Source organism: Chitinophaga sp. Hz27, from assembly GCF_042263525.1.
Taxonomy (GTDB): domain Bacteria; phylum Bacteroidota; class Bacteroidia; order Chitinophagales; family Chitinophagaceae; genus Chitinophaga.
Genome location: NZ_JBHKFJ010000001.1, coordinates 887,335 through 913,566 on the forward strand (window position 1 = coordinate 887,335; position 26,232 = coordinate 913,566).

Annotated in this window: 23 protein-coding genes; 19 read left to right on the forward strand and 4 right to left on the reverse strand. The window is 43.8% G+C overall.

Translation table 11 applies throughout. From position 1 onward, the window contains the following. Nucleotides 1-13: 13 nt before the first annotated feature. Nucleotides 14-907, reverse strand: coding sequence for a DUF72 domain-containing protein (locus ACE38W_RS03595; RefSeq protein ID WP_375828865.1), 894 nt, complete (start codon nucleotides 905-907; stop codon nucleotides 14-16). A gap of 109 nt (nucleotides 908-1,016) precedes the next feature. Between ACE38W_RS03595 and ACE38W_RS03600 the strand changes: the two genes are divergently transcribed. The 15 genes from ACE38W_RS03600 (at nucleotide 1,017) to ACE38W_RS03670 (ending at nucleotide 13,034) form a co-directional block, all read left to right on the forward strand. Further along, nucleotides 1,017-2,432, forward strand: coding sequence for a glycogen synthase (locus tag ACE38W_RS03600; protein ID WP_375828866.1), 1,416 nt, complete (start codon nucleotides 1,017-1,019; stop codon nucleotides 2,430-2,432). A gap of 27 nt (nucleotides 2,433-2,459) precedes the next feature. After that, nucleotides 2,460-3,731: a glucose-1-phosphate adenylyltransferase gene (locus tag ACE38W_RS03605; RefSeq protein ID WP_375828867.1), complete on the forward strand. Its 1,272-nt coding sequence runs from the start codon at nucleotides 2,460-2,462 to the stop codon at nucleotides 3,729-3,731. 18 nt (nucleotides 3,732-3,749) lie between these two features. After that, entirely contained in the window at nucleotides 3,750-5,219 is a 1,470-nt protein-coding gene (locus ACE38W_RS03610; RefSeq protein WP_375828868.1) for a glycoside hydrolase family 130 protein, read from the forward strand. Nucleotides 5,220-5,378: 159 nt separating this feature from the next. Next, nucleotides 5,379-6,968 carry a bacillithiol biosynthesis cysteine-adding enzyme BshC gene (bshC, locus tag ACE38W_RS03615; protein WP_375828869.1) on the forward strand — a complete coding sequence of 530 codons (1,590 nt, stop codon included), beginning with the start codon at nucleotides 5,379-5,381 and terminating at the stop codon, nucleotides 6,966-6,968. 158 nt (nucleotides 6,969-7,126) lie between these two features. Continuing rightward, complete coding sequence (locus ACE38W_RS03620) at nucleotides 7,127-7,297, forward strand: hypothetical protein (RefSeq protein WP_375828870.1); 171 nt, start codon at nucleotides 7,127-7,129, stop codon at nucleotides 7,295-7,297. 22 nt (nucleotides 7,298-7,319) lie between these two features. Further along, nucleotides 7,320-8,198 carry a hypothetical protein gene (locus ACE38W_RS03625; RefSeq protein ID WP_375828871.1) on the forward strand — a complete coding sequence of 293 codons (879 nt, stop codon included), beginning with the start codon at nucleotides 7,320-7,322 and terminating at the stop codon, nucleotides 8,196-8,198. Next, complete coding sequence (locus ACE38W_RS03630) at nucleotides 8,179-8,601, forward strand: energy transducer TonB (RefSeq protein ID WP_375828872.1); 423 nt, start codon at nucleotides 8,179-8,181, stop codon at nucleotides 8,599-8,601. Before ACE38W_RS03625 ends, ACE38W_RS03630 begins: the two co-directional genes overlap by 20 nt. A gap of 7 nt (nucleotides 8,602-8,608) precedes the next feature. Continuing rightward, nucleotides 8,609-9,091 (forward strand): hypothetical protein, encoded by a 483-nt coding sequence (locus ACE38W_RS03635; protein WP_375828873.1) that lies wholly within the window; start codon nucleotides 8,609-8,611, stop codon nucleotides 9,089-9,091. A 37-nt stretch (nucleotides 9,092-9,128) separates the two neighbouring features. Beyond that, nucleotides 9,129-9,608: a hypothetical protein gene (locus tag ACE38W_RS03640; protein WP_375828874.1), complete on the forward strand. Its 480-nt coding sequence runs from the start codon at nucleotides 9,129-9,131 to the stop codon at nucleotides 9,606-9,608. Nucleotides 9,609-9,723: 115 nt separating this feature from the next. Beyond that, nucleotides 9,724-10,215, forward strand: coding sequence for a hypothetical protein (locus ACE38W_RS03645; RefSeq protein WP_375828875.1), 492 nt, complete (start codon nucleotides 9,724-9,726; stop codon nucleotides 10,213-10,215). Nucleotides 10,216-10,332: 117 nt separating this feature from the next. Continuing rightward, nucleotides 10,333-10,911 (forward strand): outer membrane beta-barrel protein, encoded by a 579-nt coding sequence (locus ACE38W_RS03650; protein WP_375828876.1) that lies wholly within the window; start codon nucleotides 10,333-10,335, stop codon nucleotides 10,909-10,911. Nucleotides 10,912-11,048: 137 nt separating this feature from the next. Beyond that, nucleotides 11,049-11,450, forward strand: a complete 402-nt coding sequence (locus ACE38W_RS03655; protein WP_375828877.1) for a hypothetical protein — start codon at nucleotides 11,049-11,051, stop codon at nucleotides 11,448-11,450. A 21-nt stretch (nucleotides 11,451-11,471) separates the two neighbouring features. Then, entirely contained in the window at nucleotides 11,472-11,957 is a 486-nt protein-coding gene (locus ACE38W_RS03660) for a hypothetical protein (protein ID WP_375828878.1), read from the forward strand. Between the two features lie 72 nt (nucleotides 11,958-12,029). Then, nucleotides 12,030-12,479: a hypothetical protein gene (locus tag ACE38W_RS03665; protein WP_375828879.1), complete on the forward strand. Its 450-nt coding sequence runs from the start codon at nucleotides 12,030-12,032 to the stop codon at nucleotides 12,477-12,479. 141 nt (nucleotides 12,480-12,620) lie between these two features. Then, complete coding sequence (locus tag ACE38W_RS03670; protein ID WP_375828880.1) at nucleotides 12,621-13,034, forward strand: hypothetical protein; 414 nt, start codon at nucleotides 12,621-12,623, stop codon at nucleotides 13,032-13,034. Between the two features lie 71 nt (nucleotides 13,035-13,105). Here ACE38W_RS03670 and ACE38W_RS03675 read toward each other — a convergent pair whose 3' ends face one another. Continuing rightward, on the reverse strand, nucleotides 13,106-15,340 hold the full coding sequence (locus ACE38W_RS03675; RefSeq protein ID WP_375828881.1) for an FUSC family membrane protein: 2,235 nt from the start codon (nucleotides 15,338-15,340) through the stop codon (nucleotides 13,106-13,108). Nucleotides 15,341-15,608: 268 nt separating this feature from the next. Here ACE38W_RS03675 and smc point away from each other — a divergent pair, with 268 nt between their 5' ends. Beyond that, nucleotides 15,609-19,139 carry a chromosome segregation protein SMC gene (smc, locus tag ACE38W_RS03680; protein ID WP_375828882.1) on the forward strand — a complete coding sequence of 1,177 codons (3,531 nt, stop codon included), beginning with the start codon at nucleotides 15,609-15,611 and terminating at the stop codon, nucleotides 19,137-19,139. Between the two features lie 73 nt (nucleotides 19,140-19,212). Continuing rightward, entirely contained in the window at nucleotides 19,213-19,611 is a 399-nt protein-coding gene (locus ACE38W_RS03685; protein ID WP_375828883.1) for a DUF4259 domain-containing protein, read from the forward strand. Nucleotides 19,612-19,820: 209 nt separating this feature from the next. Here the strand turns inward: ACE38W_RS03685 and ACE38W_RS03690 are convergent, their stop codons facing one another. Next, complete coding sequence (locus tag ACE38W_RS03690) at nucleotides 19,821-21,086, reverse strand: NupC/NupG family nucleoside CNT transporter (RefSeq protein ID WP_375828884.1); 1,266 nt, start codon at nucleotides 21,084-21,086, stop codon at nucleotides 19,821-19,823. Nucleotides 21,087-21,263: 177 nt separating this feature from the next. On the opposite strand from ACE38W_RS03690, the gene ACE38W_RS03695 reads away from it, so the two are divergent. After that, nucleotides 21,264-23,531 (forward strand): c-type cytochrome, encoded by a 2,268-nt coding sequence (locus ACE38W_RS03695; protein WP_375828885.1) that lies wholly within the window; start codon nucleotides 21,264-21,266, stop codon nucleotides 23,529-23,531. 401 nt (nucleotides 23,532-23,932) lie between these two features. Continuing rightward, on the forward strand, nucleotides 23,933-25,495 hold the full coding sequence (locus tag ACE38W_RS03700; RefSeq protein WP_375828886.1) for an FMN-binding glutamate synthase family protein: 1,563 nt from the start codon (nucleotides 23,933-23,935) through the stop codon (nucleotides 25,493-25,495). 200 nt (nucleotides 25,496-25,695) lie between these two features. On the opposite strand, the gene ACE38W_RS03705 is transcribed toward ACE38W_RS03700, so the two are convergent. Then, nucleotides 25,696-26,223, reverse strand: a complete 528-nt coding sequence (locus ACE38W_RS03705; RefSeq protein ID WP_375828887.1) for a DUF192 domain-containing protein — start codon at nucleotides 26,221-26,223, stop codon at nucleotides 25,696-25,698. Nucleotides 26,224-26,232: the final 9 nt, after the last annotated feature.

Consider the following 26,232-nt stretch of genomic DNA (forward strand, 5'->3'; position numbering starts at 1 on the left):
GTCAAAAAAAGTCTCATGATTTTATAAACTGAGGTTTTTTTATTTCGATGCCAATCACCTGTTTTACTTGCGCTGCAAGGTATGCGCCCAGTTCCGGTGTATATTTTTCATCTGGCATATGCAGGAAGAAATAGGCTTGTTTCAGGCCATGATCTATCCAGTATTTTAACCGGTGCATCCAATCGTCAATTCTGGTGAAGTCTGTAGGATGGAGATTATTGGCGTTAAAGCGTATAAACGCAATCGGTACGGTAAGGTGCATGTGCATTAATTCCCGGCGGCCCGGCGTATCTGTGATAACAACTCCAACCTTATGTTTGGCGAGGGTGTCAAATAATTCCATCCGGATTGTCTCATCTTCAAACCACTGGGGATGGCGCACTTCTACGAAAAATTGCAGATCTCGCGGTAGGTCGGCAATATACTCATAGAGCTGGCTACGTCTGTTGGGACTGAACCTGTCGCTGAGTTGCAGGAATATTGGTCCCAGGTGTTTGCCAAAATTGAGCATGCCATCCAGGAAGTCGGTGGTGCGTACGCCAGCATTTACCAAACTACTGTAATGACTGATGGCCTGTGGCACTTTGGGACAAAAGACGAAGTCCTGGCCCCGAGCTTTTTCGCCCCATCTGCGAATGGTAGTTTCATCATAGATTTTATAGTGGGTGGCATTCAGCTCAATGCTGTTAAAGTTTTTGATATATTCCTGGAGATATTGATTTTCTTTGGTTCCCTTTGGATAGAGGATGCCTATCCATTCTCTGCGCCCCCATTTGGCGCAGCCAGTAAAGACTTTAGGGGATCTGGGGCGTTTGCCTTTCAGTATACGCTTGTTGTACAGCGGTTCTGCCGGTAGTTTGAAGTCGATATCGTCCAACATGCTGCTCGAAACTGCACCTATTTTCATACGCGATGGTTTTTAAATATGACAATCATGCGGCAATGACTATAAGCAAGTTAACGAAATTTTGAATTTCAGTTTTTTGATATTAACTTAAGAAGATATAATAAACAGCATGGAGATTTTACACGTTAGCGCGGAATGTTATCCGGTAGCCAAGGTAGGCGGACTGGGGGATGTGGTAGGCGCCCTTCCCAAGTACCAGCAGCAGCTGGGGCATATAGCCAAGGTAGTTATGCCCGCTTACAGGAACAAGTTTTACGACACACATGAATTTGATGTGGTACATCAGGCCGGCATGTGGCTAGGTCATCAATGGTATCATTTCAATGTATTAAAAGAAAGACAGAATAGTCTTGAATTTGACCTGTACCTCGTAGATATTCCCGGATTATTGGACACGCCTGGTGTTTATGGTTATCCTAATGATACCGAACGTTTCCTGGCCTTCCAGGTGGCCGTACTGGACTGGATCAACGAATGGAACCACACAGTAGATGTGATTCATTGCCATGATCACCATACCTCCCTGATCCCATTCATGCTCAGCTGGGGATACAAATATAACCGCCTCAAAGAAATTCCAACTGTCCTCACTATTCATAATGCCCAATACCAGGGCCAGTTTGGTTGGGATAAACTCTATCTCATTCCTGGCTTTGACCTCTGGAAATCAGGGCTCCTCGACTGGGGTGGCTGCATCAATCCATTGGCCGCAGGGATTAAATGTGCATGGCGGGTAACCACCGTTTCACCTGGCTATATGGAAGAACTGTATGTAGAAGCCAATGGATTGGAAAGTCTGATCAGCAGTGAAAGAGCCAAAACATGCGGTATCATCAATGGTATTGACACGGTAGTTTGGGACCCAGCCACAGATCCGCGATTGAGCGTCAACTATACCGCTGAAATCGTGTCCGAAGGAAAAGCAGCCAATAAAGTGCAGCTCTGCGAACGTTTCGGACTGGATGCCTCTGTTCCGTTGATTTCTTTTATAGGTAGACTTGTAGGAGATAAGGGCGCGGATTTATTGCCCGAAATTATTGCCCGCAGCTTACATGAGCTGCCGGGAGAAGTCAACTTCCTTGTATTAGGCAGTGGCGACCCACAAATCGAATGGATGCTGAAGGAAACCAGAAACTATAACAGTTATGGATTTAACCTGCACATTGGATATGATGAGAGTTTGTCGCACCAGATTTATGCCGGCAGTGATTTCCTTCTGATGCCTTCCAGGGTAGAGCCATGTGGCCTCAACCAACTATATGCCCTTCGATATGGCACGGTACCTGTAGTAAGGAGTACTGGTGGGTTGAAAGATACAGTAACTGATTTTGGAGATGCAGGAGGAGTAGGGATACGGTTTATACAGCCTTCCGTCTGGGATGTATGTTACTCTGTAAAACGTGCATTGGAATTGTATCAAGATAAACGTCACCTGCGAGATGTGCAGCTGACAGGAATGCACCTGGATCACTCCTGGACAGCCTCGGCAGCACAGTACGTCCAGTTATATAGCAGCATGCGATAGATAACCTTTATAATCCCACTTTATATTATGACTAATACCGTGATTTCCATTATACTTGGAGGCGGAGCAGGGACCCGATTATACCCGCTCACCCGCCGTCGCTCCAAGCCTGCAGTTCCACTGGCCGGAAAATACCGCTTGGTAGATATCCCCATCTCCAACTGCCTCAATGCCGGCCTGAATCGCATCTTCGTATTGACGCAGTTCAACTCAGCATCTCTCAATAAACACATCAAAAATACCTACCACTTTAGCAATTTTGATAAAGGCTTTGTAGATATTCTTGCCGCAGAGCAAACCCCGGACAATCCTACCTGGTACCAGGGTACAGCAGATGCAGTAAGGCAATGTCTGCATCATATTGAAAATTTCGAATTTGAATATGTCCTTATTCTTTCCGGAGACCAGCTTTACCAGATGGACTTCGATAAGATGCTACAATATCATAAGGAGTCAGGTGCAGAGATATCCATCGCTACTATACCAGTAAGCGCAAAAGATGCCTCTGATTTTGGTATTCTTAAAACAGATGATAATGGCGCCATTTCATCATTTACCGAAAAACCATCTCAGGCAGTACTACCGCCATGGGCCTCAGAAGTAAGCGATGAGATGAAAAATGAGGGGCGCATTTATCTCGCCAGTATGGGTATTTATATCTTCAACAGAAATGTGTTGTTTGATATGCTCAATGAACAGCCGGATGCCGCCGATTTCGGTAAGCAGGTAATCCCGCATGCGATCAGCGCTGGCTTTAAAGTTTTCAGTTACCAATATGAAGGCTATTGGACCGATATCGGAAACATACCTTCCTTCTTTGAAGCAAATATTGGCCTGACAGACGATATACCACAGTTTAATCTCTATGATGAGAAACAAACCATCTATTCCAGAGCAAGAATGTTGCCTCCGGCAAAAATTTCAGGGGATATTCAAAAAACAATGATCGCCGATGGTTGTATTATTCTGGCAAGTCGTCTCGAACGATGCGTGATAGGGATACGTACCCGAATCGGCAAAGGAAGCGTGATTACCAATAGTTACATTATGGGCAGCGATTATTACCAGACCCTGGATGATATGACCAAAGCGAAAGACCTTGGTAACCCGCCAATGGGTATCGGTGAAGACTGTATCATTAACAATGCTATCATCGATAAAAACTGCAGTATCGGTAATGGCGTACGTATCAATGGAGGTAAGCATCTCGCCGATGGCGATTTCGAGAAGTATACCGTAAAAGATGGTATTGTTGTTGTGAAGAAAGGCATGGTTTTGAGTGATGGCTTTGAGATTTGATGACCAAATCAGCAGAAAATGCAATTATCTATTGAACGGAAAAGCACCAAAATTTATCCTGACCTGAAAAGGGTAGTGGCGCGCTTCTTCTTTAACGGAGAGGCAAGGGCTAAGTCGATCATTCAGAAAGTGAATGATATGACAGATGCAGAGGTGAACCTAACGATCATGCCTATATTAAGGGAATTCTCCCGGCGTCACCGAAACATTACCCGGATATTTGAAAAACACGCCGAAAAGATTAGCCACCTTTTCGTCCCGCTTCAAATCAGCTACGAGGATATGGCCTATCGTAAGAAACTACTGATAGGATCCTACTTTACCAACGAATATTCAATAGAATCAGCCGCATTTTTCAACCCATCCTTAATTGAAGATATTGACCAGAGCGGATTGGAAGAAGGGGAGAAACGGGTCATCATCAGCTTCAGGGCTGTAGGTGAAGGACACGTTTCTTCCATTGCCTTCCGCAATGGCCTTATAAATAAGAATAACGAGATAGAACTGGAATCTCCCGGCAACTACATCGATGAAGCAGAGGTGATCCGTAATTCTATCTATATAAAACAGAATTTTTTCCAGAACGCTGTTTCTATCAAATTGCCTGATTCTATCATGCAGGAAGTGCAAAACTGCCTGCCAGACAGGTTTGAATACCAGCAACTGAAACGCGCTATCCGCGACATGCAGCAAAGGTACCAGGTAGATCATCTCCTTAAAAAAGAACTGGAAAGAGTGCTATGGCTGGCAGACAGCTACTATGAACTGAATTTCTCCCTCGATACCGACCTCTCTGACCGGATCATCTTCCCTTATTCTGACGCGGAAAGCAGAGGGATAGAAGATGCCCGCTTTGTGAAGTACATGAGCGATGATGGCAGCGTGACTTACTACGCTACCTACACGGCCTATGATGGCATTACCATCCAGCCTAAGTTGCTGCAAACAAAAGACTTCTACTATTTCAAGATCATGCCTTTGTATGGCGAAGGTGCTCAGAACAAAAACCTGGCCCTGTTTCCACGCAAGATCAATGGCAAATACGTCATGATTTCCCGTATTGATGGTATCAACGGGTATATTATGTATTCAGATAAAATAAATATCTGGGAAAACCCACAGATACTGCAAACCCCTAAATATCCCTGGGAGTTTGTACAGGTGGGCAATTGTGGCTCTCCGATTGAAACACCGGAAGGCTGGCTGGTCATCACACATGGTGTGGGACCTATGCGTACTTATTGTATCGGCGCCAGCTTATTGGACCTCAACGATCCCAGGATCGAAATAGGGCGGTTAAGAGAGCCCTTACTCATGCCTACCAAGGATGAACGCGAAGGCTACGTACCCAATGTACTCTATTCCTGCGGTTCCCTGATCCATAACGGCGAACTGGTGATCCCATATGGCCTATCCGACTATGCTTCCGGCTTTGCCACTGTAAATCTCGAGAAATTGCTGGCGACTATTAAGTCGGATGGCGTATAAATTTTCCTGCCGTTCCACCGGCGCTAATTGCCGTTCCTTAATTACATGATTTGGATAATGAAAAACTGATTAACTTCGTACATTCAAAAGTTTCGATGTATTGGTTTCATTTGAGCTCCACCACATCTGTAATTCATTATTCGTAATTATTTGATAGATATGCTCGATTATATTCCTTATGGGAAAACTGGCTATTTCAGCCAGCTGGTATCAGATTTTTTGGCAGAAGATCCACAGATTAGGCCTTTTTACAAGTATTCACCCGTTAGACCGGATTTTACAGCAGCGATAGATGCCCGAAAGGCTTTTGCTACTCCCCGCAAGGAACTGGTGGCAGCACTTGAACAGCAATATAAGCCACTGGAGGCAGTAACGGCCGTCCAGGAGAATATTCAAAGTCTGCTCAGCCCCAATACTTTCACTGTCTGTACTGCCCATCAGCCCAACATCTTCACCGGTTATCTCTACTTTGTTTACAAGATCCTGCAAACGATCAAACTCACAGGAGAACTGAAGCAAAAATATCCACAGTACAATTTTGTACCCGTTTATTACATGGGTAGCGAAGATGCTGACCTGGATGAATTAGGCAGTATTTATCTGGATGGTAATACGCTGAAGTGGGAAACAAGCCAGCAAGGCCCGGTTGGCCGTATGGACCCGGATGGATTGGGTAAGATAATCAACCAGATCCAGGATAGCATTGGGTTCCTGCCTCATGGACAGGAATTGCTGGACATGCTGCGTATGGCTTATCTGGAGCATGAGAACATCCAGGAGGCGACGTTATACCTTGTGCATCAGTTGTTTGGTCGCTTTGGCCTGGTGACAGTGGTGCCAGACAATCCAGCACTGAAGCGTTTATACATTCCTGTTATGCAGGATGAATTATTACATCATCGCTCACAGGAACTGGTAGGTGCTACCCTTGAAAGAATCTCTGCACATTATAAAATACAGGCTAATCCACGCGAAATTAATTTATTCTACCTAGAGAAAGGCTTACGTGAGCGTATTGTACAGGAAGATGCCCATTGGAAAGTGCTCAATACCGGGTTGCTTTTCGATGAAGATAGTCTGCTCGCTGAACTGGAAGCCTTCCCGGAGCGCTTTAGTCCGAATGTAATATTGCGTGGCATGTTCCAGGAAACGATACTACCTAATATCGCCTTTGTGGGCGGTGGCGGCGAAATCGCTTACTGGCTGGAGTTGCAGCAATTGTTCGAACACTATAAAGTGCCATATCCAATTCTGTTGTTGCGTAATTCGTTGTTGCTGGTAGATGATCAGTCGGAGAAACGCTTGCAGAAGCTGGAGTTGAAAGCTGTTGAGCTGTTTAAGAGCACAGATGATCTGGTCAATACTTTTGTGCAGGAGCATACAGATGCCGCGCTGGTACTGAAAGATGAATATGCCGCCATAGAAAAGCTCTTTGATGAATTGCAGGAGAAGGCACGTAGTATCGATGTTACATTGGTTGCTACTACTGATACAGAACGGCAGCGTGCACTGAAATCTATCAGTAAGCTGGAACATAAATTTCTCCGTGCAGAGAAGAAAAAATTTGCCTGGCAGACGGACCAGATCCGTACGTTGAAAGCCAGGTTATTCCCTGCAGGCTCACTGCAGGAAAGAAAAGAGAACTTCATTCCCTGGTATGCCTTGGAAGGCCCAGCCTTCCTGGACCGTGTACTTGATGCGTTGACACCGGTTACCGACCAATTTATTATAGTTATTGCTGCTGAATAGCGGAAAATTTCTTACATTATACGGGCTAAATCTAACGGATATACGTAGATTTAGCCCGTTGTGTATTATTGAGATATTCAGTTATGCCTACAAAGTTGTCAGAATTTCTTATCACGCTTTTATTCTTTCTTGCCGGAGTAATAATTATTGTCAGACAAATGCTTCAGAAGAGCCGCATCACCAGGAAGTATGGTGGCGCCTTTGTGGTAAAACGGTCTGATCTTTCGCCGGAAGAGCTGCAACAAGTGAAAAGTATTAACAGAAGAACCCTGGCGTACATCATTGTATTGCTGCTGACTTATGTGGGAGTTAGTCTGCTGATTTCCTGAACATCTCTATGACCTGACATCTATGAAATATCTCCTTTTTCTGGTGACGATCATCAGCTGTTGCATTAGCTGTGGCAACAGAAAAACAAAAGTCACTACGCATGTGGAAGAAGCTGTCTATATACCTTTTAATGGTTTCAAGCAACTGAGCCTGGAAGCGCCGGTGTTGCTGGATAGTATGCCTGTTGGCCTCTTGAATGAAATAGCGATCGAGCCCGAGTTGACCAGGCAGGTGTTTTTTCCCTGGTATGATACAACTGATAGTGCGCAGGTCGTAAACTATTACCAGTTAAATACTGCAGTGCAATTAACGCATAGAGTGGCTACCATGCCATATCGGTTGATGAAGGAGCATGCAGAAGATACACTGGTGATCCATCAACAATTTTTTCCTGTGAATAGTATCTTGTTCGAAGAAATGGAGGTAGTCGTAAAACGAGGCTGGTTATATAAACAGGATCATCATGATTATTTGATTTTGCAGCTTTTGAATAATGGCTCCGGACAAATTCATTGGTTCAGGATGGCGGTGTTTGATATCACGAATCCTGATAAAATAATTTGTCTGAATCTGGCATCGCATGTAACTGGTCATAGCTGGCTATCACGGGAGAATGTACTGACAGATTTGGACCATGATGGAAAGCTGGAGCTTAATTTACAGAATGTTGATGCTGGTTTGACAGTGACATCTTATATCATTAAGGGCGACTCTCTCGTGAAAAATGGCAAACAAGTATCTGTTCAGCAGGTTGATAATGATAGCTTTAATATTAGACTGGATGCATCTTCCTGGTATTTTGATCTGCAAAAAACAAAACCTGCAAAAGCATGTTCGTTTGACATTTCGGAGGATATTTTTGATTTTAAATATGAGCGAAATGGGAGTGAGGATATGTAATATGCTAATGATCGTGTGGTTAGGCCTATGTCTTTCTTCTTTTAATAAAACGGATAAATCATTGCGATTAATACAGGAAGATAGTATTTATACCATCTTGCCCAAACCACCTCATTTTCCTGGAGGAGATGAACTGTTGGGAAAATATATTTCTTTACATGCCCGGTTGCCCAAACAAGATTGTCCCCAGGGTACATTTCATATATCATTTGTGGTGCGCAAAGATGGAAAGCTGACTGATATAAAGATATATGGAAAAGCGCCAGAAAGCTATACCAGTAGCGATTCTGCTATCGTGAAGATGATTGCAGACATGCCGGATTGGATACCGGGGGAAACAGGAGGTAAGAAGGTAGCCTGCCAATTTTTTATACCATTGCATATATGCATGACGCAAGAATAATGATATCATGAATCGATTTGACAAGGACTTATCTACATCTGCAGAAAGAGAAATTTTTACGACTATTATTTGCATCGTCATCATACTATTTTTCACTGTGAGTGGGTTGTTTGGGCCTTTTGCCGGACTGATTCCTGCAGTACCATTGCTATTTTATATAGGGTATATCTGGTATAACTTCTATTGTCGTATGTGCGTGACAGTTATAAGAATTTACGATGGGCAGATCAGCATCAGGTGGAGAAACAGGATGGGCGAAGAGATGGAGGCGTCCCGCCCAACCTCAGATCTGTACTATCAGTACGGGGAAACCGCAGGTCGTAAATTCTATGCACGGAAAACATTGAGTTTGATAGAAACCAGTCGTAGTAACTATTTTCATAAGACTTATTTCATGGAACTAATAGAAGATGGAGATGGTTGGGAACGAGAGGATTTTTATGAGCTGGAAGCGGCATTTAGAGCAGAAGGGATTGAACCGAAAGGTTAGTAGATGGTTTATGTAATCAAAAATAAATAAGTAGAAAATGTATCGGTTTGAGAAGGATATGCGCCATGATGGTTTTAGAGAAACAATTATAACGATACTCGGGGGCATATTTATACTTGTATTTTCTGCGTTGGCAATAGCACTGGATCTAGCAGGTCTGATAGTTGTAATACCAGCTGTGCTTATTCTTGCTTATACCTGGTTGGATTATTATCATCGGATGTGTGTTGTTTTGATAGAAATAAATGAGGGAAAACTTACTGTTAGCAGGAAGAACAGAGTTGGCAAGCAAAATAAAGTTTCGTGCGCTATTGCTGAATTACAATTTGTACACGGATATACAAATGAAAAAAATCCGAGGAATACTTTTAGCCTGACTGGAGGTGAACCTCGTTATTTTTTCAGTCATAATACATTTATGAGAGTGGTGGATGGTAAAGATGGTTGGAAACTAACAGATTTTATAATGTTGGAAAAAGTCTTTATGGACGAGGGAATGGCAGGAAGGACCTATTAAAAAATGAGCCGATCAGACAAAGGGGGAAGGTTGTTTAGCCAAGATGGAAGCCGCTGGTATGGCTGGAAAAGAAAATGTTTGGCGAATAATAATTATTACTATAATCTATTATACTATGCCTAAATTTGAAAAAGAATTACCGGCATCGCCCTGGAAGGTGATCCTCTTTACGGCCATCAATGTGGCTGTAGTAGCAATATTTAACCAGATAGTTCCTTCTAAAAACTCATTGCAGGTTTGGGTATTGGCTGGTTTTCTGACAATTGGGTTAGTTGTTGCGTGGTGGAGTTTTTATTATAAGATGAGCGTTGTCGAAATCGAAGTTAACAGAGGCTTTGTGAATATCCTTTGGAAGAACCGGATGGGAAAAGAAAAACAAGCATCCAAACAACCTACCGAGCTATGCTTTCGACGTGGAACTACTGGAGGTAAAGGCTCCCGACCTACGTTAGATCTCTTAGAAAAAAGCAATAAATCATTATTTAAGCGCCCACTTATGCAGATAATAGATGGGACTGGTGGTTGGAACGAGTCCGAATTTACAACCATTGAAAAGGCATTTGATGCAGCAGGAATAGAAAGAGTCCAACGCATTAAAACAGTCTAGCCTTTATTCATTAGCTGAAACTTATCATGTGCTGAAATTAGCCCATCAAATATCTCTGTTGGTATATAATTTGCGCATGAAGGGCAAGTTTTTAACAACCAGACCTATACCTTTTACATGAAAAAAATCTTTCTGTTAGTAGCATTAGCATTTATGGGCCATCAGGCCTTTTCCCAGGGCTTTAAACACGGCATCGGAACCGGTTTATTAATCAGTAAACCATCGGATGCAGATGCAGACGGCCTTGCAACAATATTGTACACCCCCCGTTATCATTTCCAGGTAGGCCCTACTTCTTCTGTATCTCTTGGTATACCAATGACATTCGGATTTGCAGGCGGCTTTAACTGGGGAAGCAATGGCAACACCTCTGACATTGCTGTAGGAGTGAATCTACCATTGATGTTTGATTACAATATTGGTGCAGGTGCGCTGAACGGCCTGCATAAAAGAGCTGGTTTCTTTGTAGGTGCAGGCTTCGGCTGGCATTACATGTACCATAGCTATGATAACACTTATTATGAAAATGGTAATTACAGTTACAATGAATCAGGCGTTGGGCCGGCAGCAAACATTGGGGCACGTTTTCATGTAGGAAAACGCAATCATAATATTGAAGTGAGAGCGTTCTATATGAATACACCTGTCAGTGACAAGTTTGATGTTATTGGCTTAAACTGTTCCTTTAACTTCTAATTAGTTATTCTGAATAACATAACATCTTCTACTGCAGCCCGGGCCTCAGCGTCCGGGCTGTTAGTTTCCGCAGTCAACAAGCAAATATTTTATCTTTTGGGAAGATCCGTTATTTTGTAGGAAGAAATTTTCATCAGATGAAATATATATTCCTTCTTTGTTCCTTCCTGGTGCTTAGCATGCTAGCGCAGGCACAAAGCAAAACGGCCATCATTAACCTGCTCAGGCAAAAACAGGTTACACAGTTAATGCAGTATTGTGATCTGCCTTTCTGTTTGAACGTAGGCAGTAAGGATGATAATCGAGCCATCACTGATAAGGCCGTATTGAAAAAAGCCCTTGAAACGCTGGTAAATCGCCACTATTTCGATGATTTCTTCAAAAAAGGAAAATCCAGTACTAACAATGAATCAGTATCTTATCTCCTGGCAACCTATAACGGGAAGGAACAAACGTTCATATCAACATCCATTGTCTTTCAGTTCAAACAGTTGGCAAATAAGAAACTGCTGCTGGAAACAATTCGGATTGCCGGCTGATCATCTCCATAAAAAATGTTTATGAATAGTAGTAGCGATGTAAACGAGTTTGAAACAAAGCTGCCACGTATTACTTTCGACGAAGCCTTCCTGGGGGTGATTTTTGCAGGCTTATGTATCTTTTTTGCTGTAAGCAAAGGAACATGGATTACACATATCTCTGCAGTTGTCTATGGATTGGTGTTTATTGGTATAAGCTGGTATTATTTCAATGCAATGTATGTATGTGGCATTCAATTGTCTGCAACGCAAATAAAGGTTACCTGGAAAAACAGGGCTGGAAAAGAAAAGCATGCTACTTCTGCAATTTCAAATCTCTTTTACAAATTTGGACATACAGGTGTAAAAGGCGCCTTGCTCACACTGGATTTGGTAAAAAAAGAAAAAGATGGATTCAATCGTCGGCCGAGGTTTATGCGTATGGTAACCAGCTTCGGTTGGAAGTTTGACGACCTGGCCCGGTTGAGAGCTGCCTGTGATGCTGTTGGGATAGTGCATTTATCTTGAAAAAAGTCTTGTCTGATATGCTTAAATTTGCATTTTGTCGCTAAAACTTAAGATTATTCACTATTTCAGCTCATGAAATTTCAACTTGTTAAAACTGCCAGGATCATAAGGGATGCTATTATTGTACTGCTGTTATTTGCAGTGGTGACTTATTTCCTCCCAGCAGCATACTATCTCTCATTGGGTCTGGTGCTATTGTGCCTGGTGAAAATATTATACAGAGCGACTAATGGTAGTATTGCGTTTACAGATAAGGAAGTACAAATTGTGGTTACCAATATTTTAGGTAGAACAACCAGTAAGTCCTGCGCGATTGCCGGCGCTACCTATAAAACAGGTATAATAAAATACTTCTTCGGCAAAAAGCAGGCGCAATACCTCGAAATATTTAATGCAGACAAAAAAAAGATGATGATGGTGGTGGCAAATGATACTACCTTATCTCCGGAGGATATTGACAGAATAGCGGATTATTTGAAAGCCAATGGCATTAAGCCTGGTGGCGCACTTATAAAAGATTAGAAGAGCTATGTCTTAGGTTCGTTGATGCTTATTAATAAAGGCATTTCATCTGCCGCCTAATTATTGCGAAATATTAAAAACAATTCGATAAGAATTTAATGGACTTCCTACTTTTTAAAGCATCTGTATTTATTCGGAATTTTGTTTTTACATCTGTTATTCATTGGAGCGGCCTGGTGCATCAAACCAACTGCTGGTGGCGTATTTTGTGCGTTTCTGCTGATGTATCTCAGTAATATCTATAACAGAAGCTTTACAGCGCATATTGTTATATCAGGAAGTATGCTGGTTATTCAAACACGAAATCTTTTTGGAAGGTCATATGAACATTCATTCCTTATTGCAGAAGGACGATATTCCGTGAGTTATGAAAATGGGAAGGAAAGTTTAGTGATTTATAATCCGAAGAAGTATAGTGAATTGATACTAACTACAAGTAATAACACAATACGTAAAGCAGATATTGAATCAGTGGACGCTTTACTTGCCCAGCATGGAATGCAGCAAGGGCAGATGATTGTTCGGGGATTTAAAAAACTTTGGCGGCCTGCATAACCTATTTTGCAGGCCTATTATTTACCCATTAAATGCCGAAGGTTGTTGGAAGAATTCTTCCAACAACCTTTTTATTTTTCGGTTCCGCTTAGCGCTTTCCCCATATCTTTCACTAATGCGAGAATCGCCATCAGCTGATCATGTACTTGTTTTGTTTCCAGCATTTCATCTCTGGTAGCGGTAGGGCCCTGGCCATCATTGATTTCCTGTTGACGCAGTTTTACCAGTTCTTCCAGGTGCTGGTCCAGGTGTTCAAAGGTGTTTAGTGGCGGCGGTAGATTTACATCTTTGGCAGTTTTATCATTTAACAGCAACATGAGCTGGTCCATGTAATGGAGCAGGTAATTGGTTACTTCCTGGTATTCAGGACGAGGGAACTGCACGCCATGATGCAGGTAATAGGCGCCCAAAGCCGCAGTGTGTGAGGTCATGGTATGATTCAATACCACAAAATGATACACCCTGGAAGCATTGTGCTGCTTACTTTTCGGCTCTGACAGCATACGCTGAAATGCTGCCATCATATTGGCGCTGGCAACATAAGTAGCTTTTCTCGCCAGTTTGAAATCTGTTACCGTCACGGTTTCTTTTGCGTAAACGCTCATCACCACTTCAAAATAGTGTTTATTGGATTGGAGCATTTTCTGCATATAGTCTGGCAGAAAATTGCGCTCCCAGCTAGGCCACAGCACCATATTGGCGACAAAAGCCAGTGTTCCGCCGATGAAGGTATCCAATACACGCTGGGCTGCATTGTATAAATCTGATGGATGCAGGAAGTGTAACAGGAAGATGATAAAAGGTGTTACAAAAAATACGCTGAGTGTATAACGGAAACTCATAAAGCTATAAGCGCCGAGGATACATAACAGCATAGATATAAAGATGATCGTTGGGTTTTTAGTGAGATATAATAACCCGGCCGCAAACAAAGCTCCGGTTATCGTACCTATCAGTCGCTGTATACTCCGCGATCTCGTCAGACCGAAGCCTGGTTTCAATATAACGATGATGGTCAGCAGAATCCAGTATACACGGTCCAGGTGGAGGGACATCCCCAAAACATAGCCGGCAACAGTAGCGAGGCTCACTCGGATGGCATGGCGAAAAATATGTGACCGGAAGGTGAGGTTGTCTTTAAAGGTCTCGAAGTCGTACTTATTTTTGGTAGTAAACTTCGACAGCTCCAAATTGGGGTCTATGGACTCATCTTTCAGGCGTTCCAGCCTTGTCAGACGATGGAGATTATAGATACGCTGTGCCATGTCCTGCAGGTTTTGCAGAATGTTGGTCAGCGGCATGGTGCGTGTCCTTTCCTTGAGTGTAGGAAGTTGTAGTGTGATTTCAGCGATGGTGCGGCGTACCTTTTCCATGCCCAGTTTGAGATTGGATTTAGGCAGACTTCTTTGTCCGGCAGCTACTGCGAGGCCGATGGTCTTCAGTTCTTCTACATAATCCAGGATGAGGGTATGAAATTGATGGAGGATGCCACTATCTTTAAAATCACGTTGGAGTGCTTTATAGTCTGTCTGAGACGCCATGATCTGCTCTTGCAGGTCTACCATGTCCAGGAAGATGAGCACCATGCTTTTATTGATACTGGTGGTACCTTGCTGGTCGGAGCGGCGCTTCAGTAGCAGTTCGCGTACGTTTTCCTGTTTTTCGTTTACCAGTACCTGTTGTGCCAGTACTGTGCGATAATTTTCTTCTACATCAACACCAGGAGTATAAAAATTAGCGCGTAATTCCAGGTAGCGGGCTGTTTGCAGGATACAGTCGCCCAGTGCCTGTTGTACGTTGAGGTATGGCCGTATTTGCCATAGCAGCAGGGCGAGGAATGAATACCAGATACTTCCGAGGAGTACCATGCCGGCATGCAGGAATACGGTGGATGGAGATTGCAGGGATTCTCCCAGCATGGAAACGAGTACCAGCAAACATCCGGTGCCAATATTACCGCCACGGTTGCCATATACGAGTAACATGGCGAAGAAAAAGCAGCAGCCGGCAATCCAGATGACCATTGGGATATGATAGGGGATGAGCAGGCCTGTTGCCAGGGCGGTAAGAAAAATCAGTACGGTACTGATGATAAGTCCGTTACGTTTATGTACGATGGTGCCGGGAACATCACTAAGAGCAGTACACAGGGCGCCCATAGACATGGCAATGCCCAGCCCCAGCTCTCCTAAGGCTGCACACACTAAAGATGGTACAACAACGCTGATGGTAGTACGTAAACCGTTACTAAAATGATAACTGTAAAGGAAGGTCTTGATATTATTAATCCAATTTTCTGTACGCAAACGCTATCGGGTTTTGGAGGCACAAAGGTAATTATTACCCTTTGTTAAAAGAAGAAGGCGGGTATTTTCCAACAGGAATTTAAATTTTAATTGATGTTTTCACTATATTTATAATCAGACATTTATAAAACCGGTAATTTGTTCGGGAATATTAAATTATTCACAACTGTGTATAAAAAGTTATCGGATTTAAGAGGTTCTCACTTAATTTACTTTTCAATCGGGTAAAATTATATCTTTGACGCCTTAAAATCTCGAGGTAACAGTCGTGCGCTTAAAAACACTAGAAATTAAAGGCTTTAAAAGTTTTGCAGATAAGACCGTTTTGCAGTTTGATGAGGGCATAACTGGAGTGATAGGACCAAATGGTTGTGGCAAAAGTAATATTATCGACTCTATCCGCTGGGTGATCGGGGAGCATAAGATCAGTAACCTGCGTTCTGAAAATCAGGCAGGTCTGGTGTTTAATGGCTCTAAAACCCGCTCCGCCAGCGGTATGGCAGAAGTAAGCCTGACGTTCGAGAATACTAAAAATGTACTGCCTACCGAATTCACCACGGTAACGATTACCCGTAAATTCTACAAAAACGGCGATAGCGAATACCGCCTCAACGATGTAGCTTGTCGACTGAAAGACATCCATAACCTCTTCATGGACACCGGGGTTAGTACCGATTCCTACGCCATCATCGAGCTTGGAATGGTGGATGATATCATCAAAGACAAAGAAAACAGTCGTCGCAGAATGCTGGAGCAAGCGGCAGGTATCTCTATTTATAAAACCCGTAAAAAAGAAGCCAAAGCCAAACTGGACGCCACCGAAGGTGATCTGAACCGAATCGAAGACTTACTCTTTGAAATCAATAACAACCTTAAAACCCTTGAAAGTCAGGCCCGTAAAGCCGAACGCTTCTATGAGGTGAAAAAGGAATACCGCGAAGTCAGTATAGAATTGGCGAAAGCAGCTCTCGAAGGCTTCAACATTACTTTTAAGGATCTCTCTGATAAACAACAGGAAGAAAGTGACCGTAAACTGGCACTGGAAACCGAAATAAAGGCTGCGGAAGCCGCCGTGGAAGAGGATAAACTGCATTTCGTTGCCAAAGAGCGCGAACTCCAGGGACTCCAAAAATCCTTCAACGAATTGGTAGCCACCATTCGTACCAAAGAAAATGATAAAAACCTCGCTTCCCAGCAGTTAACTTACCTGCGTGAACGCGAAAAAAATATTACGGACTTCCTCAATAATGCGGAAGGCCAGCTGGCAGGACTCACCACCTCCATCGAGTTTTCCGAAAAACAAGTTGTAGAAGAAAGCGAAATCTTCGAAACCATGACCGACGAACTGGAAACACTCCGGGAAATGGTAGAAGATAAAAAGGAAAAATTCCAGCAAAAGAAACAAGCCCTCGAAACTTTACGCAACGACCAGCAACGCTGGCAACGCCAACAGTTCGAAGCGGAAAAGAAAGTAGCCGTTGCCGATACCTCTGTACTCAACCTCCAGCGAAGCATGCAACAGCTGCAGGAAGAAAACCAGGGCAGACATCAGCAAATAGCACAACTGGAAACAGAAAAAGCTAACCTACAGCAAACCCTGGAAACTGAAAAGAAAGCACTCGATGAAATGGTGCGATTCCAGGACGAAACAAAAGAAAAAATCCTCGCTACCCAGTCAGATATCGAAGGCCTCCGAGACCAACTCGTAGACGAGAATCGTAAACTGGACTCCAAAAAGAATGAATACGACCTCCTCAAATCATTGGTCGACAGCCTCGAAGGTTATCCTGAAAGTATCAAATTCCTTAAAAAGAATCCTGACTGGAACAACGCTGCGCCTATCCTCAGTGATATCTTCTTCTGTAAAGAAGAATACCGCACCTGCGTGGAAAACCTCCTGGAGCCTTATCTCAACTACTACGTCGTAAATAATGCAGCGGAAGCAATACAAGCCATCCAACTGCTCGACAACAATAAAAAAGGTAAGGCTAACTTCTTTATTCTGGACCAGTTCCGTCAGCAAAACGAACCAATACTGGCTCCTCCTGGCACCATTCCTGCCCTTCAGGTAGTAGAAATTGAAGAAAAATATAAAGGCCTTGGCAACTTCCTCCTCGGTAAAGTCTTTATCGGAGAAGATATTAGCCGACTAGAATTCAGCCAGCTTGCCAGCGACGAAATACTGCTGATAGAAAAATCAGGTCGTATGCACCGCGGTAAATACAATATCTCCGGTGGTTCCGTAGGACTCTTCGAAGGTAAAAAGCTGGGCCGTGCCAAGAACCTGGAAAAGCTGGAAGCTGAAATTAAAGAACTGGAAGCAAGAGTAGGAGAGCTGCGCGTGGCTATTCAGGATAAGCATAACCAGGTATTGGGCTACAACAGCCAGCTGAATGAAAATAATATCAATGCTGCCCGTGAAAAACTCAATCAGCTGAATAACCAGTTGTTTGGATTGCAAAACAGGATTGAAAACTTCCACGCACTCATTGAAGCTGGTGATAAACGACTGGCCGAAATGCAGCAATCATTGGAAAGTAATCAGCAGAGTATTTCCGGTGTACGAGAAGAACTCGATAACCTGAACGACCGGGTAAATGAATTGCAAGACAGCATCGTGGAGGCCGACAGAGGCGCCCAGGAAACAGAACAGCAATTCAATATGGCGAATGTGCAGTTCAATAACCAAAACCTGCAACAAACCCGCCAACAGAGTAAAATAGCAGCACTGAAACAAGAGCTGGAATTCAAACGTAAACAACTCAGTGATCTGCATACACAGATCGAACAAAATAAAACGCAGCTCCAGGACGCTGTAGCCAATATCGCTGCTGCCGTTGAAAAGCTGAGTCACGCCGATGATGGCCTGGTAGAACTCTTCCGCCAGCGTGAAGAAGAAGAAAAAGCCCTGAACGAAAAAGATCAGGAATACTATAACTTCCGTAATCACCTCCAGGAACTGGAAACAACCTTGCGTAATAAACAAAAGGCAAGAGAGCAACTGGACCAGCAGCTGAATACCATCAAAGACAAAGTAAATGAACTCAAGCTGCAGCTGGCATCTATGAAAGAGCGCCTCAGCGTGGAGTTTAAAATAAATCTTGATGAAATCATCGACGAACAGCGCGGGTCTGAACTGCCAGTAGAAGAGCTGCAAGGTAGTGCGGAACGACTGAAGAAACGCCTGGAAAATATGGGTGAGATCAACCCGACGGCTATTGAAGCCTACCAGGAAATGAAAAAGAGATATGAATTTATACTGGAGCAGAAGACCGACTTGGTTAACGCGAAAGACTCGCTGTTAGCAACTATTCAGGAGGTGGAGTCTACTGCCAACCAGAAATTCCTTGATACATTTAATACCGTAAAAGAGAATTTTATCCGCGTATTTAAAGCGTTGTTTACAGAAGAAGATCAGTGCGATATGATACTGAGCGATCCTGAAAACCTTGCTGATACCGGTATTGAGATCATTGCTAAACCAAAGGGTAAACGTCCGGCAGCTATCACACAGCTTTCCGGTGGAGAAAAAACCCTGACGGCAACAGCGTTACTTTTTGCCATCTATCTCATCAAACCAGCACCGTTCTGTATCCTGGATGAGGTGGATGCTCCATTAGATGACGCTAACGTAGGTAAGTTTACCAATATGATCCGTAAGTTCTCCGATAATTCTCAGTTCATCATCGTAACGCACAACAAACAGACCATGGCTTCTGTTGACGTGATTTACGGTGTTACGATGCAGGAACCTGGCGTTAGTAAGCTGGTGCCGGTAGATTTCCGTAGTTTGAACTGATCTTAGGTTTTATTTGTTGTTGATGCATTGACTGTTAATTTTAATTCAAAAAATAAATTAAATTCTACACACTATGGGCGCATGGGGTACCAGGAATTTTGAAAACGATGGTTCTCAGGATTGGGTTTTTGACTTGATAGAAAACAAAGATGGTGGTCTTGTTACAGACACGCTGGCACGCATTCTTAACAACCATGAAAAATTAGAAGTAAGTGATTGTGAAGAAGGTCTGGCTGCAGCTGAAACAGTAGCTGCACTGGTTGGTCGTGCAAGCGAAGATTACCCGGAAGATCCAATGGAGAAACTGGATATTCTAAACCTGATCGGCACAAAAGCCTTAAGAAACCAGGCTATTGCTGTTGTCAACAAAATCCTTGCTGATTCTGAAATGAAAAAATACTGGGACGAACAAGGTGAACTTGGCTCCTGGGAAAATGTTCAGGCCGGCCTGGTTAAAAGATTAGAAATCTAACCTTCCTTTTCAGGATATATAAATTTGTAAAAGGGAAAGCGTTGTCCTTTCGAGGGGCAGCGCTTTCCCTTTTTGTATCCACTATCCCAGTACTGGCATTTGTGTTTTATGCGCCGCCAATAGCAGCGTATAAAACACAAAAAACCTCGGGTACCGAAGGCGCCCGAGGTTTTTTAAACAAGAAAATCAATAATTCCTGTAAGAATTTTTTATAACAACATACCCGCAATCGTCGCAGACATATAAGACGCCAGTGTACCACACAACAACGCTTTCAGTCCCAGCTTTGCCAGATCACTTCTTCTGTCCGGCGCCAGCTCTCCGATACCACCGATTTGCATACCAACACTACTGAAGTTCGCGAAACCTGCGATCGCAATAGTTACAATAGCCAGACCTTTTGGAGACATTACAGGTACTGTATGTGTTGTAAGACTTTTAAACGCTACAAACTCATTGATGGTCAGTTTCTGACCGAGCAGCGTAGCCACATTATTTACATCGCTGGTAGGAACTCCCATTGCCCATGCCATTGGCGTGAACAGTTTACCGAAAATCCAGTCGAGACTAAGATCAAAATGAGGATTGAACCAGTGACCTACGTGGATCAGGCACCAATCGATCAGCGCAATGAAAGCAATGAAACCGATCAGCATCGCGATAACGTTCATCGCAATTTTGAAACCATCGCCGGCGCCATGAGAGATCGCATCGATAACGTTAGTATAGTTAGATTTAACCTCCATTTTAACGCGGCCCATGGTCTGGCTTTCTTCCGTTTCAGGATATACGATCTTAGCGATCACCAGTGCTCCAGGAGCAGCCATCAGACTGGCGGTGATGAGGAAAGGAGCGATGTCCATGCCGGCCTGTAAGCCCATGTTTACGTATACTACCAGGATACCGCCAGCAATACATGCCAGGGAACCACTCATGGAAGCCAGTAACTCACTTTTGGTCATGGATGAAAGGTAAGGACGGATCATTACCTGTGCTTCTACCTGGCCTACGAAGGCACTAGCCACATTACTCAGCGCTTCGGCGCCGCTCACACGCATGATATAGTTCATAGCACGGGCAATTACCGCAACGATACGCTGCATAATGCCAAAGTGATATAAAACTGCTACCAACACACATACCAGAATGATAGTGGCGGTTACGTTGAAAGCGAAGACAAACCCTCCCTGCGCATAATCGGCCAGTGAGCCGGTAGGAGGTTGAGATACACCGATACCTCCATAAACGAAGGCTGCACCCTTACGTGCAAATTGTTCCAATTTGCCCATGGCAGCGCCAACTTTCTGAAAGAAAAAGGTAACGGGTGGAACTTTGAACACGAGAATACCAATAAGAATCTGCAATCCAATACCACTAAAAACTAACCTGTAATTGATCTTACTCCTGTTGTTTGAAAATAAGAAGGCAATACCCAAAATAAGTACTATGCCTATCACTCCCTGAAAGCGTTCCATAAATGCAAATAAATCGTAAAATGTATGCAATGAAGCGACGAAGATAAGTATTTTTTATCCTACAAACCACGCACAGCAACAGATGTTTCCCGAAATATGCTAAATTATTCCGCTAATCAATTAAAAGTAAACCAATTTGTAGAAAACTGTATTTTTAACACTTGCAAAGATTTCAAGATGAGTCGCAAGTATTATCTGATTATTTCCACGTTATTGATAGCCACTGCCAGCTGTCACCAAAATCACTCCAGTTCCGTTACCAGTAGGGAAGATACCACTGAAGCCCCCGTGGTGGATGCCAGGGCCGCCATCAAACAGATGCAGGTGAAAGAAGGCCTGGAAGTACAACTCGTAGCCGCCGAGCCCATGGTGGTGGCGCCTGTAGCCATGACCTTCGACATCAAAGGCCGGATATGGGTAGCAGAGATGATTGGTTATATGCCCGATACTGTTGGTACTGGAGAAGATAAGCCTGATGGTAAAATCGTGATACTCACCGATAAAAATGGCGACGGCGTTGCCGATGAACGTATGGTATTCCTGGATTCATTAGTATTGCCACGGGCTATCTGTCTGGTAGACAGTGGCATCCTTGTAGCGACGCCGCCCATGCTCTGGTATTATGAAATACATAACGATAGGCCCGGCAAACGCACGCTGGTAGATGATCAGTATGCTGCCGGCGGTAATGTGGAACATCAGCCCAATGGCCTCTACAGAGCCTTGGATAACTGGATATACAGTGCTAAGTCAGACCGGCGCTATCGCAGGATCAATGGTAAATGGGTAAAGGAAATGACCCACTTCCGCGGCCAATGGGGAATTTCTCAGGATGATGAAGGAAGACTCTTTTATAATAATAACTCCCAGAACCTCCTGGGCGACTACTTCTCACCAGGCCTTGGCGGTAATAACCCGCACCAGCACAATGCTGCAGGCTTTGATGAAAAGATTGTGGCCGATAACCGGGTATATCCTATCCGCCCCAACAGAGGCGTCAACAGAGGATATGTGAAAGGTGTACTGAATGATAGTGGACGATTGGTGGAATTTACCGCCGCATGCGGGCCGCTGATCTACAGGGCCAACACCTTGCCTCCTAAATACAACGGCAATGCCTTCGTTGCCGAACCTGCGGCCAACCTGATCAAGAGAGATATTATCGTAGACAGCGGCCTGGTTGTAAAAGGAGAACAAGCCTCTCATAACAGTGAGTTCCTCGCCAGTACAGATGAACGCTTTCGCCCCGTAAATCTCTATACCGGTACGGATGGCGCCATGTATGTAATAGATATGTACAGGGGGATTATCCAACATAAATCTTATCTCACCGGATATCTCAAACAACAGATAGCCAGCCGCAAACTCACGCTCCCACTCAATTGTGGACGTATTTATCGTATAGTGCCTAAAGGAATAAATCCGCAACAGCGATCACAGGACCTATCTGCCGAAAAGCTCGTAGCCTCGCTGCTGGCAGATAATGGCGTAGTCAGAGACCTGGCGCAGCAGCAGCTTGTAGACAGGAACCTGCAGGAGGCAGTACCTTTGTTGCAACAGCTGCTGAAGGATAGTACCCATGCTATTGGACAGCGCCACGCGCTCTGGACGCTGGAAGGCCTCCATCAATTAAAGCTGGATGATATCACTTATATACTGACGAATGGCAGCCATGCATTGCAATTGCAGGCAATAGCGGCCTTGCCTTCAGTGATTACCGCTAATAATATAGCACGATCCATCGCACTCACAGATAGTTTACTACACCAGCCAGCTACGGCGCCATATGCAGCCTGGTTGCTGCCCGCCGTGGGCAGATATAATAAGACTGCATCCACTGCTATGGAAAGTTTTTTGATAAAAACGTATGACCATGACCGTTATATCGCGGCGGCAATTGTCAACAATGCTTTCAATAGGGAAGGGGCTTTGCTGAAATCACTGGACGCAGCCAAAGCAGATACTTCATCCGCATTGTATAAAGGTCTGAAAGCAACTTTAGAAGATATGCAGAGCGCAGCAGTAGCTAAAAAAATGGAAGCACTGGAACTGACCTATCCTAAAGGACATGAAATATTTACGACCCTTTGCCAGACCTGCCATGGCAAAAAAGGCAATGGTATTGCCTCTATGGCACCACCACTGAACGAAAGCAACTGGGTAAATGGTAATAAAGAATCATTGATCAGCATCGTATTATATGGACTTACAGGTCCGGTAAAAGTGCAGAATAAAATATACCAGGCACCGGAAATCAGTGGAGATATGCCAGGAATAGGAGGTACAGGAGAATATAGTAATGAAGATATTGCACAGATAGTATCTTATATAAGAAGTGCCTGGAAAAATAATGCAGATAAGGTAAATGTTAATGATGTCATAAAAGTGAAAGAAAAGAATAACGGCAGACAAAAGCCGTTTACAGCTGCCGAACTTGGGCAGTAATGCTTTTTAGTAGTACTACTGCAAAAAATAAACCCATCAATCTCTCGTATTTATTCAATGCTGTGCGAGCAGTGTTGAATAAATACAAAAGAAAAAGCCACAATATTTAATGTATTGAAATCATAGATACAGGCGATTTCTGTGACGTAAATATCCCCTATCTTTGCATCATTATATGATGAAGGTTACAAACATATTGCCGCTGAAAGACCTATGTACGAACACAACGATCAGTACAGGCGGAGTTATGTTGCCATTTTTATCCTGCCCCAAAGACTTCAACATTTAAACCCGGACAACAAGATGAAAGCGACAAGTTGTTCGGGAAGGATCACTACCTAAAAATTTAGGATAGCAATCCAGGAGCAATACCAAAACAATTTTTTTATAAAATCAATTTTATGAATCATCGGATAGCACGATGGGCGGTTTATGCTTTATGCCTCATTTTAGATATTAGTGTAGCGGTAGGGATTTACAGAGGCTACATAACGGGATGGGTATTATTACCGGTTGCAGTAGGATTATCGGTTCTGACGTTGTATGATCGTTTCCAGAGTAAGCATGCATTGTTACGTAACTATCCGGCATTAGGAAGGCTGCGTTACCTGTTGGAAAATATCCGTCCGGAAATGCGTCAGTATTTCTTTGAATCAGATACTGACGGACGTCCTTTCAGCCGCCGTCAACGTTCTGTAGTATACCAACGCGCAAAAGATGTGAAACAAACAGTTGCTTTTGGCGCTTTGGCTGACATGTACGAACCTGGCTATGAGTGGGCTTCTCACACCGCTTTCCCTGTTAAAGTAAAAACAGACGCACTGCGCGTAAACATCGGAAACGAGCAGTGTTCACAACCATATAATGCAAGTTTGCTCAACATCAGCGCTATGTCTTATGGTGCATTGAGTAAAACAGCGATCTTGTCTCTCAATGGTGGTGCACAACTCGGCGAGTTTGCGCACAATACCGGCGAAGGTGGTATCAGCCCTTATCACCTGGAAAATGGTGGTGCATTGATCTGGCAGATTGGTACCGGTTATTTCGGTTGCCGCGATGAGCAGGGGAATTTTTCTGCTGCTGAATTTGCGTCTTCCGCGGCGGCTCCAGCTGTTAAAATGATTGAATTAAAGCTCAGTCAGGGTGCTAAACCTGGTAAAGGTGGTGTACTCCCTGCAGCTAAAAATACACCTGAGATTGCCGCTATCCGTAAGGTAAAACCTGGCGTGAGCGTGTTGTCTCCTGCTGCACATACTGCCTTTAGTAATGAGTATGAAATGCTGGCATTCCTGAAACAACTGAGAACCCTCTCTGGCGGTAAGCCAGTAGGTTTCAAACTGTGTGTGGGCCGTGCAGATGAATTCGAGCGTATCTGTGCTGCCATGATCAATACAGGTATCTATCCTGACTTCATCACCGTAGACGGTGCAGAAGGTGGTACCGGTGCTGCTCCGCTGGAATTCACCGACTCTATCGGTATGCCATTATATGATGCGCTGGCGATGGTAGTAAATATGCTGAAACATTACAACCTGAAGAAGCATATCCGTATCCTGGCGAGTGGTAAAATCATCACTGGTTTCGATATTATGAAAGTGCTGGCCTTGGGTGCGGATGCTGCCTACAGTGCACGTGGTATGATGCTGGCGCTGGGATGTATTCAGGCATTGCAATGCGATAGCGGTAGCTGTCCGGTAGGTGTGGCCACACAGGATCCTACCTTGTACCGTGGTGTAAACGTTGCGGATAAACGCGAACGTGTTGCCAACTTCCACAGAAATACTATTTATGCGCTGGCAGAACTGATGGGTGCTTGTGGCTTTACCACTGCTGAAAAGGTAATGCCAGAAGCAATGTTCCGTCGTGTAACCAGAACGGATATACGTTCATATGCTGAGATCTATGGCCCTCGCCTGAGCAAAACAGGTGCGCCATTGTATCCTGAGCATATCGCGCATAACTAATAATAGCTATAGTGTTAGCAGTCAAATATGTATCAAAAGAGCAAAGAAAACTCCGCTGTCCAGCGGAGTTTTTTTATGCGTGTGCGTCAGATTTAGTGATGTATCACCGTTGATTGTTGGACAAAAAAAACGCTGACCGGAAGGTCAGCGTTTTTTTGCTTTAGTTTTCGCGCCGTAGGTGCGGAAACTAAAGCAAAAAATTAATCTTTTATATACGCAATCTTATCACCGTAGGCGATATGATATTTATCTACGAAGCCACCGTTTACTTCCAGCACATATTGTGCTTTTTTGAAAGAGGGGAGGCTTTGTTCGGATAATGGTGTTGCATATTTCTGAACAGATACAATCTCCATTTTATCATCTATATAAATGATATCAAGGGAGATGTAGGTATTTTTCATCCAGAAAGATCTTTCTTCCAGATCCGGGAAGATAAACAACATACCTTGCTCGTCTGTCATGGACCTTCTGTACATCAGGCCATCTTCTCTTTGCTGGTCTGTTTGTGCAAGCTGAATATCTATTTTACGCAGCGTATCCGCTCCTGATTTACTCACAAATGCTAATGTGCCTTGCTTTTTAAAGGTACTGCCATTGCTGGTTTCCACCGTTTCTACCGATACCGGGGCATTGGTAGTATCAGCAGCTTGTTGCTGACTTGGTGATGAATTACAGCCTGCGGTATACATACCGGCAAGCAACAGGAGTTTTAGGTGTAGTTGCATATCAGGACA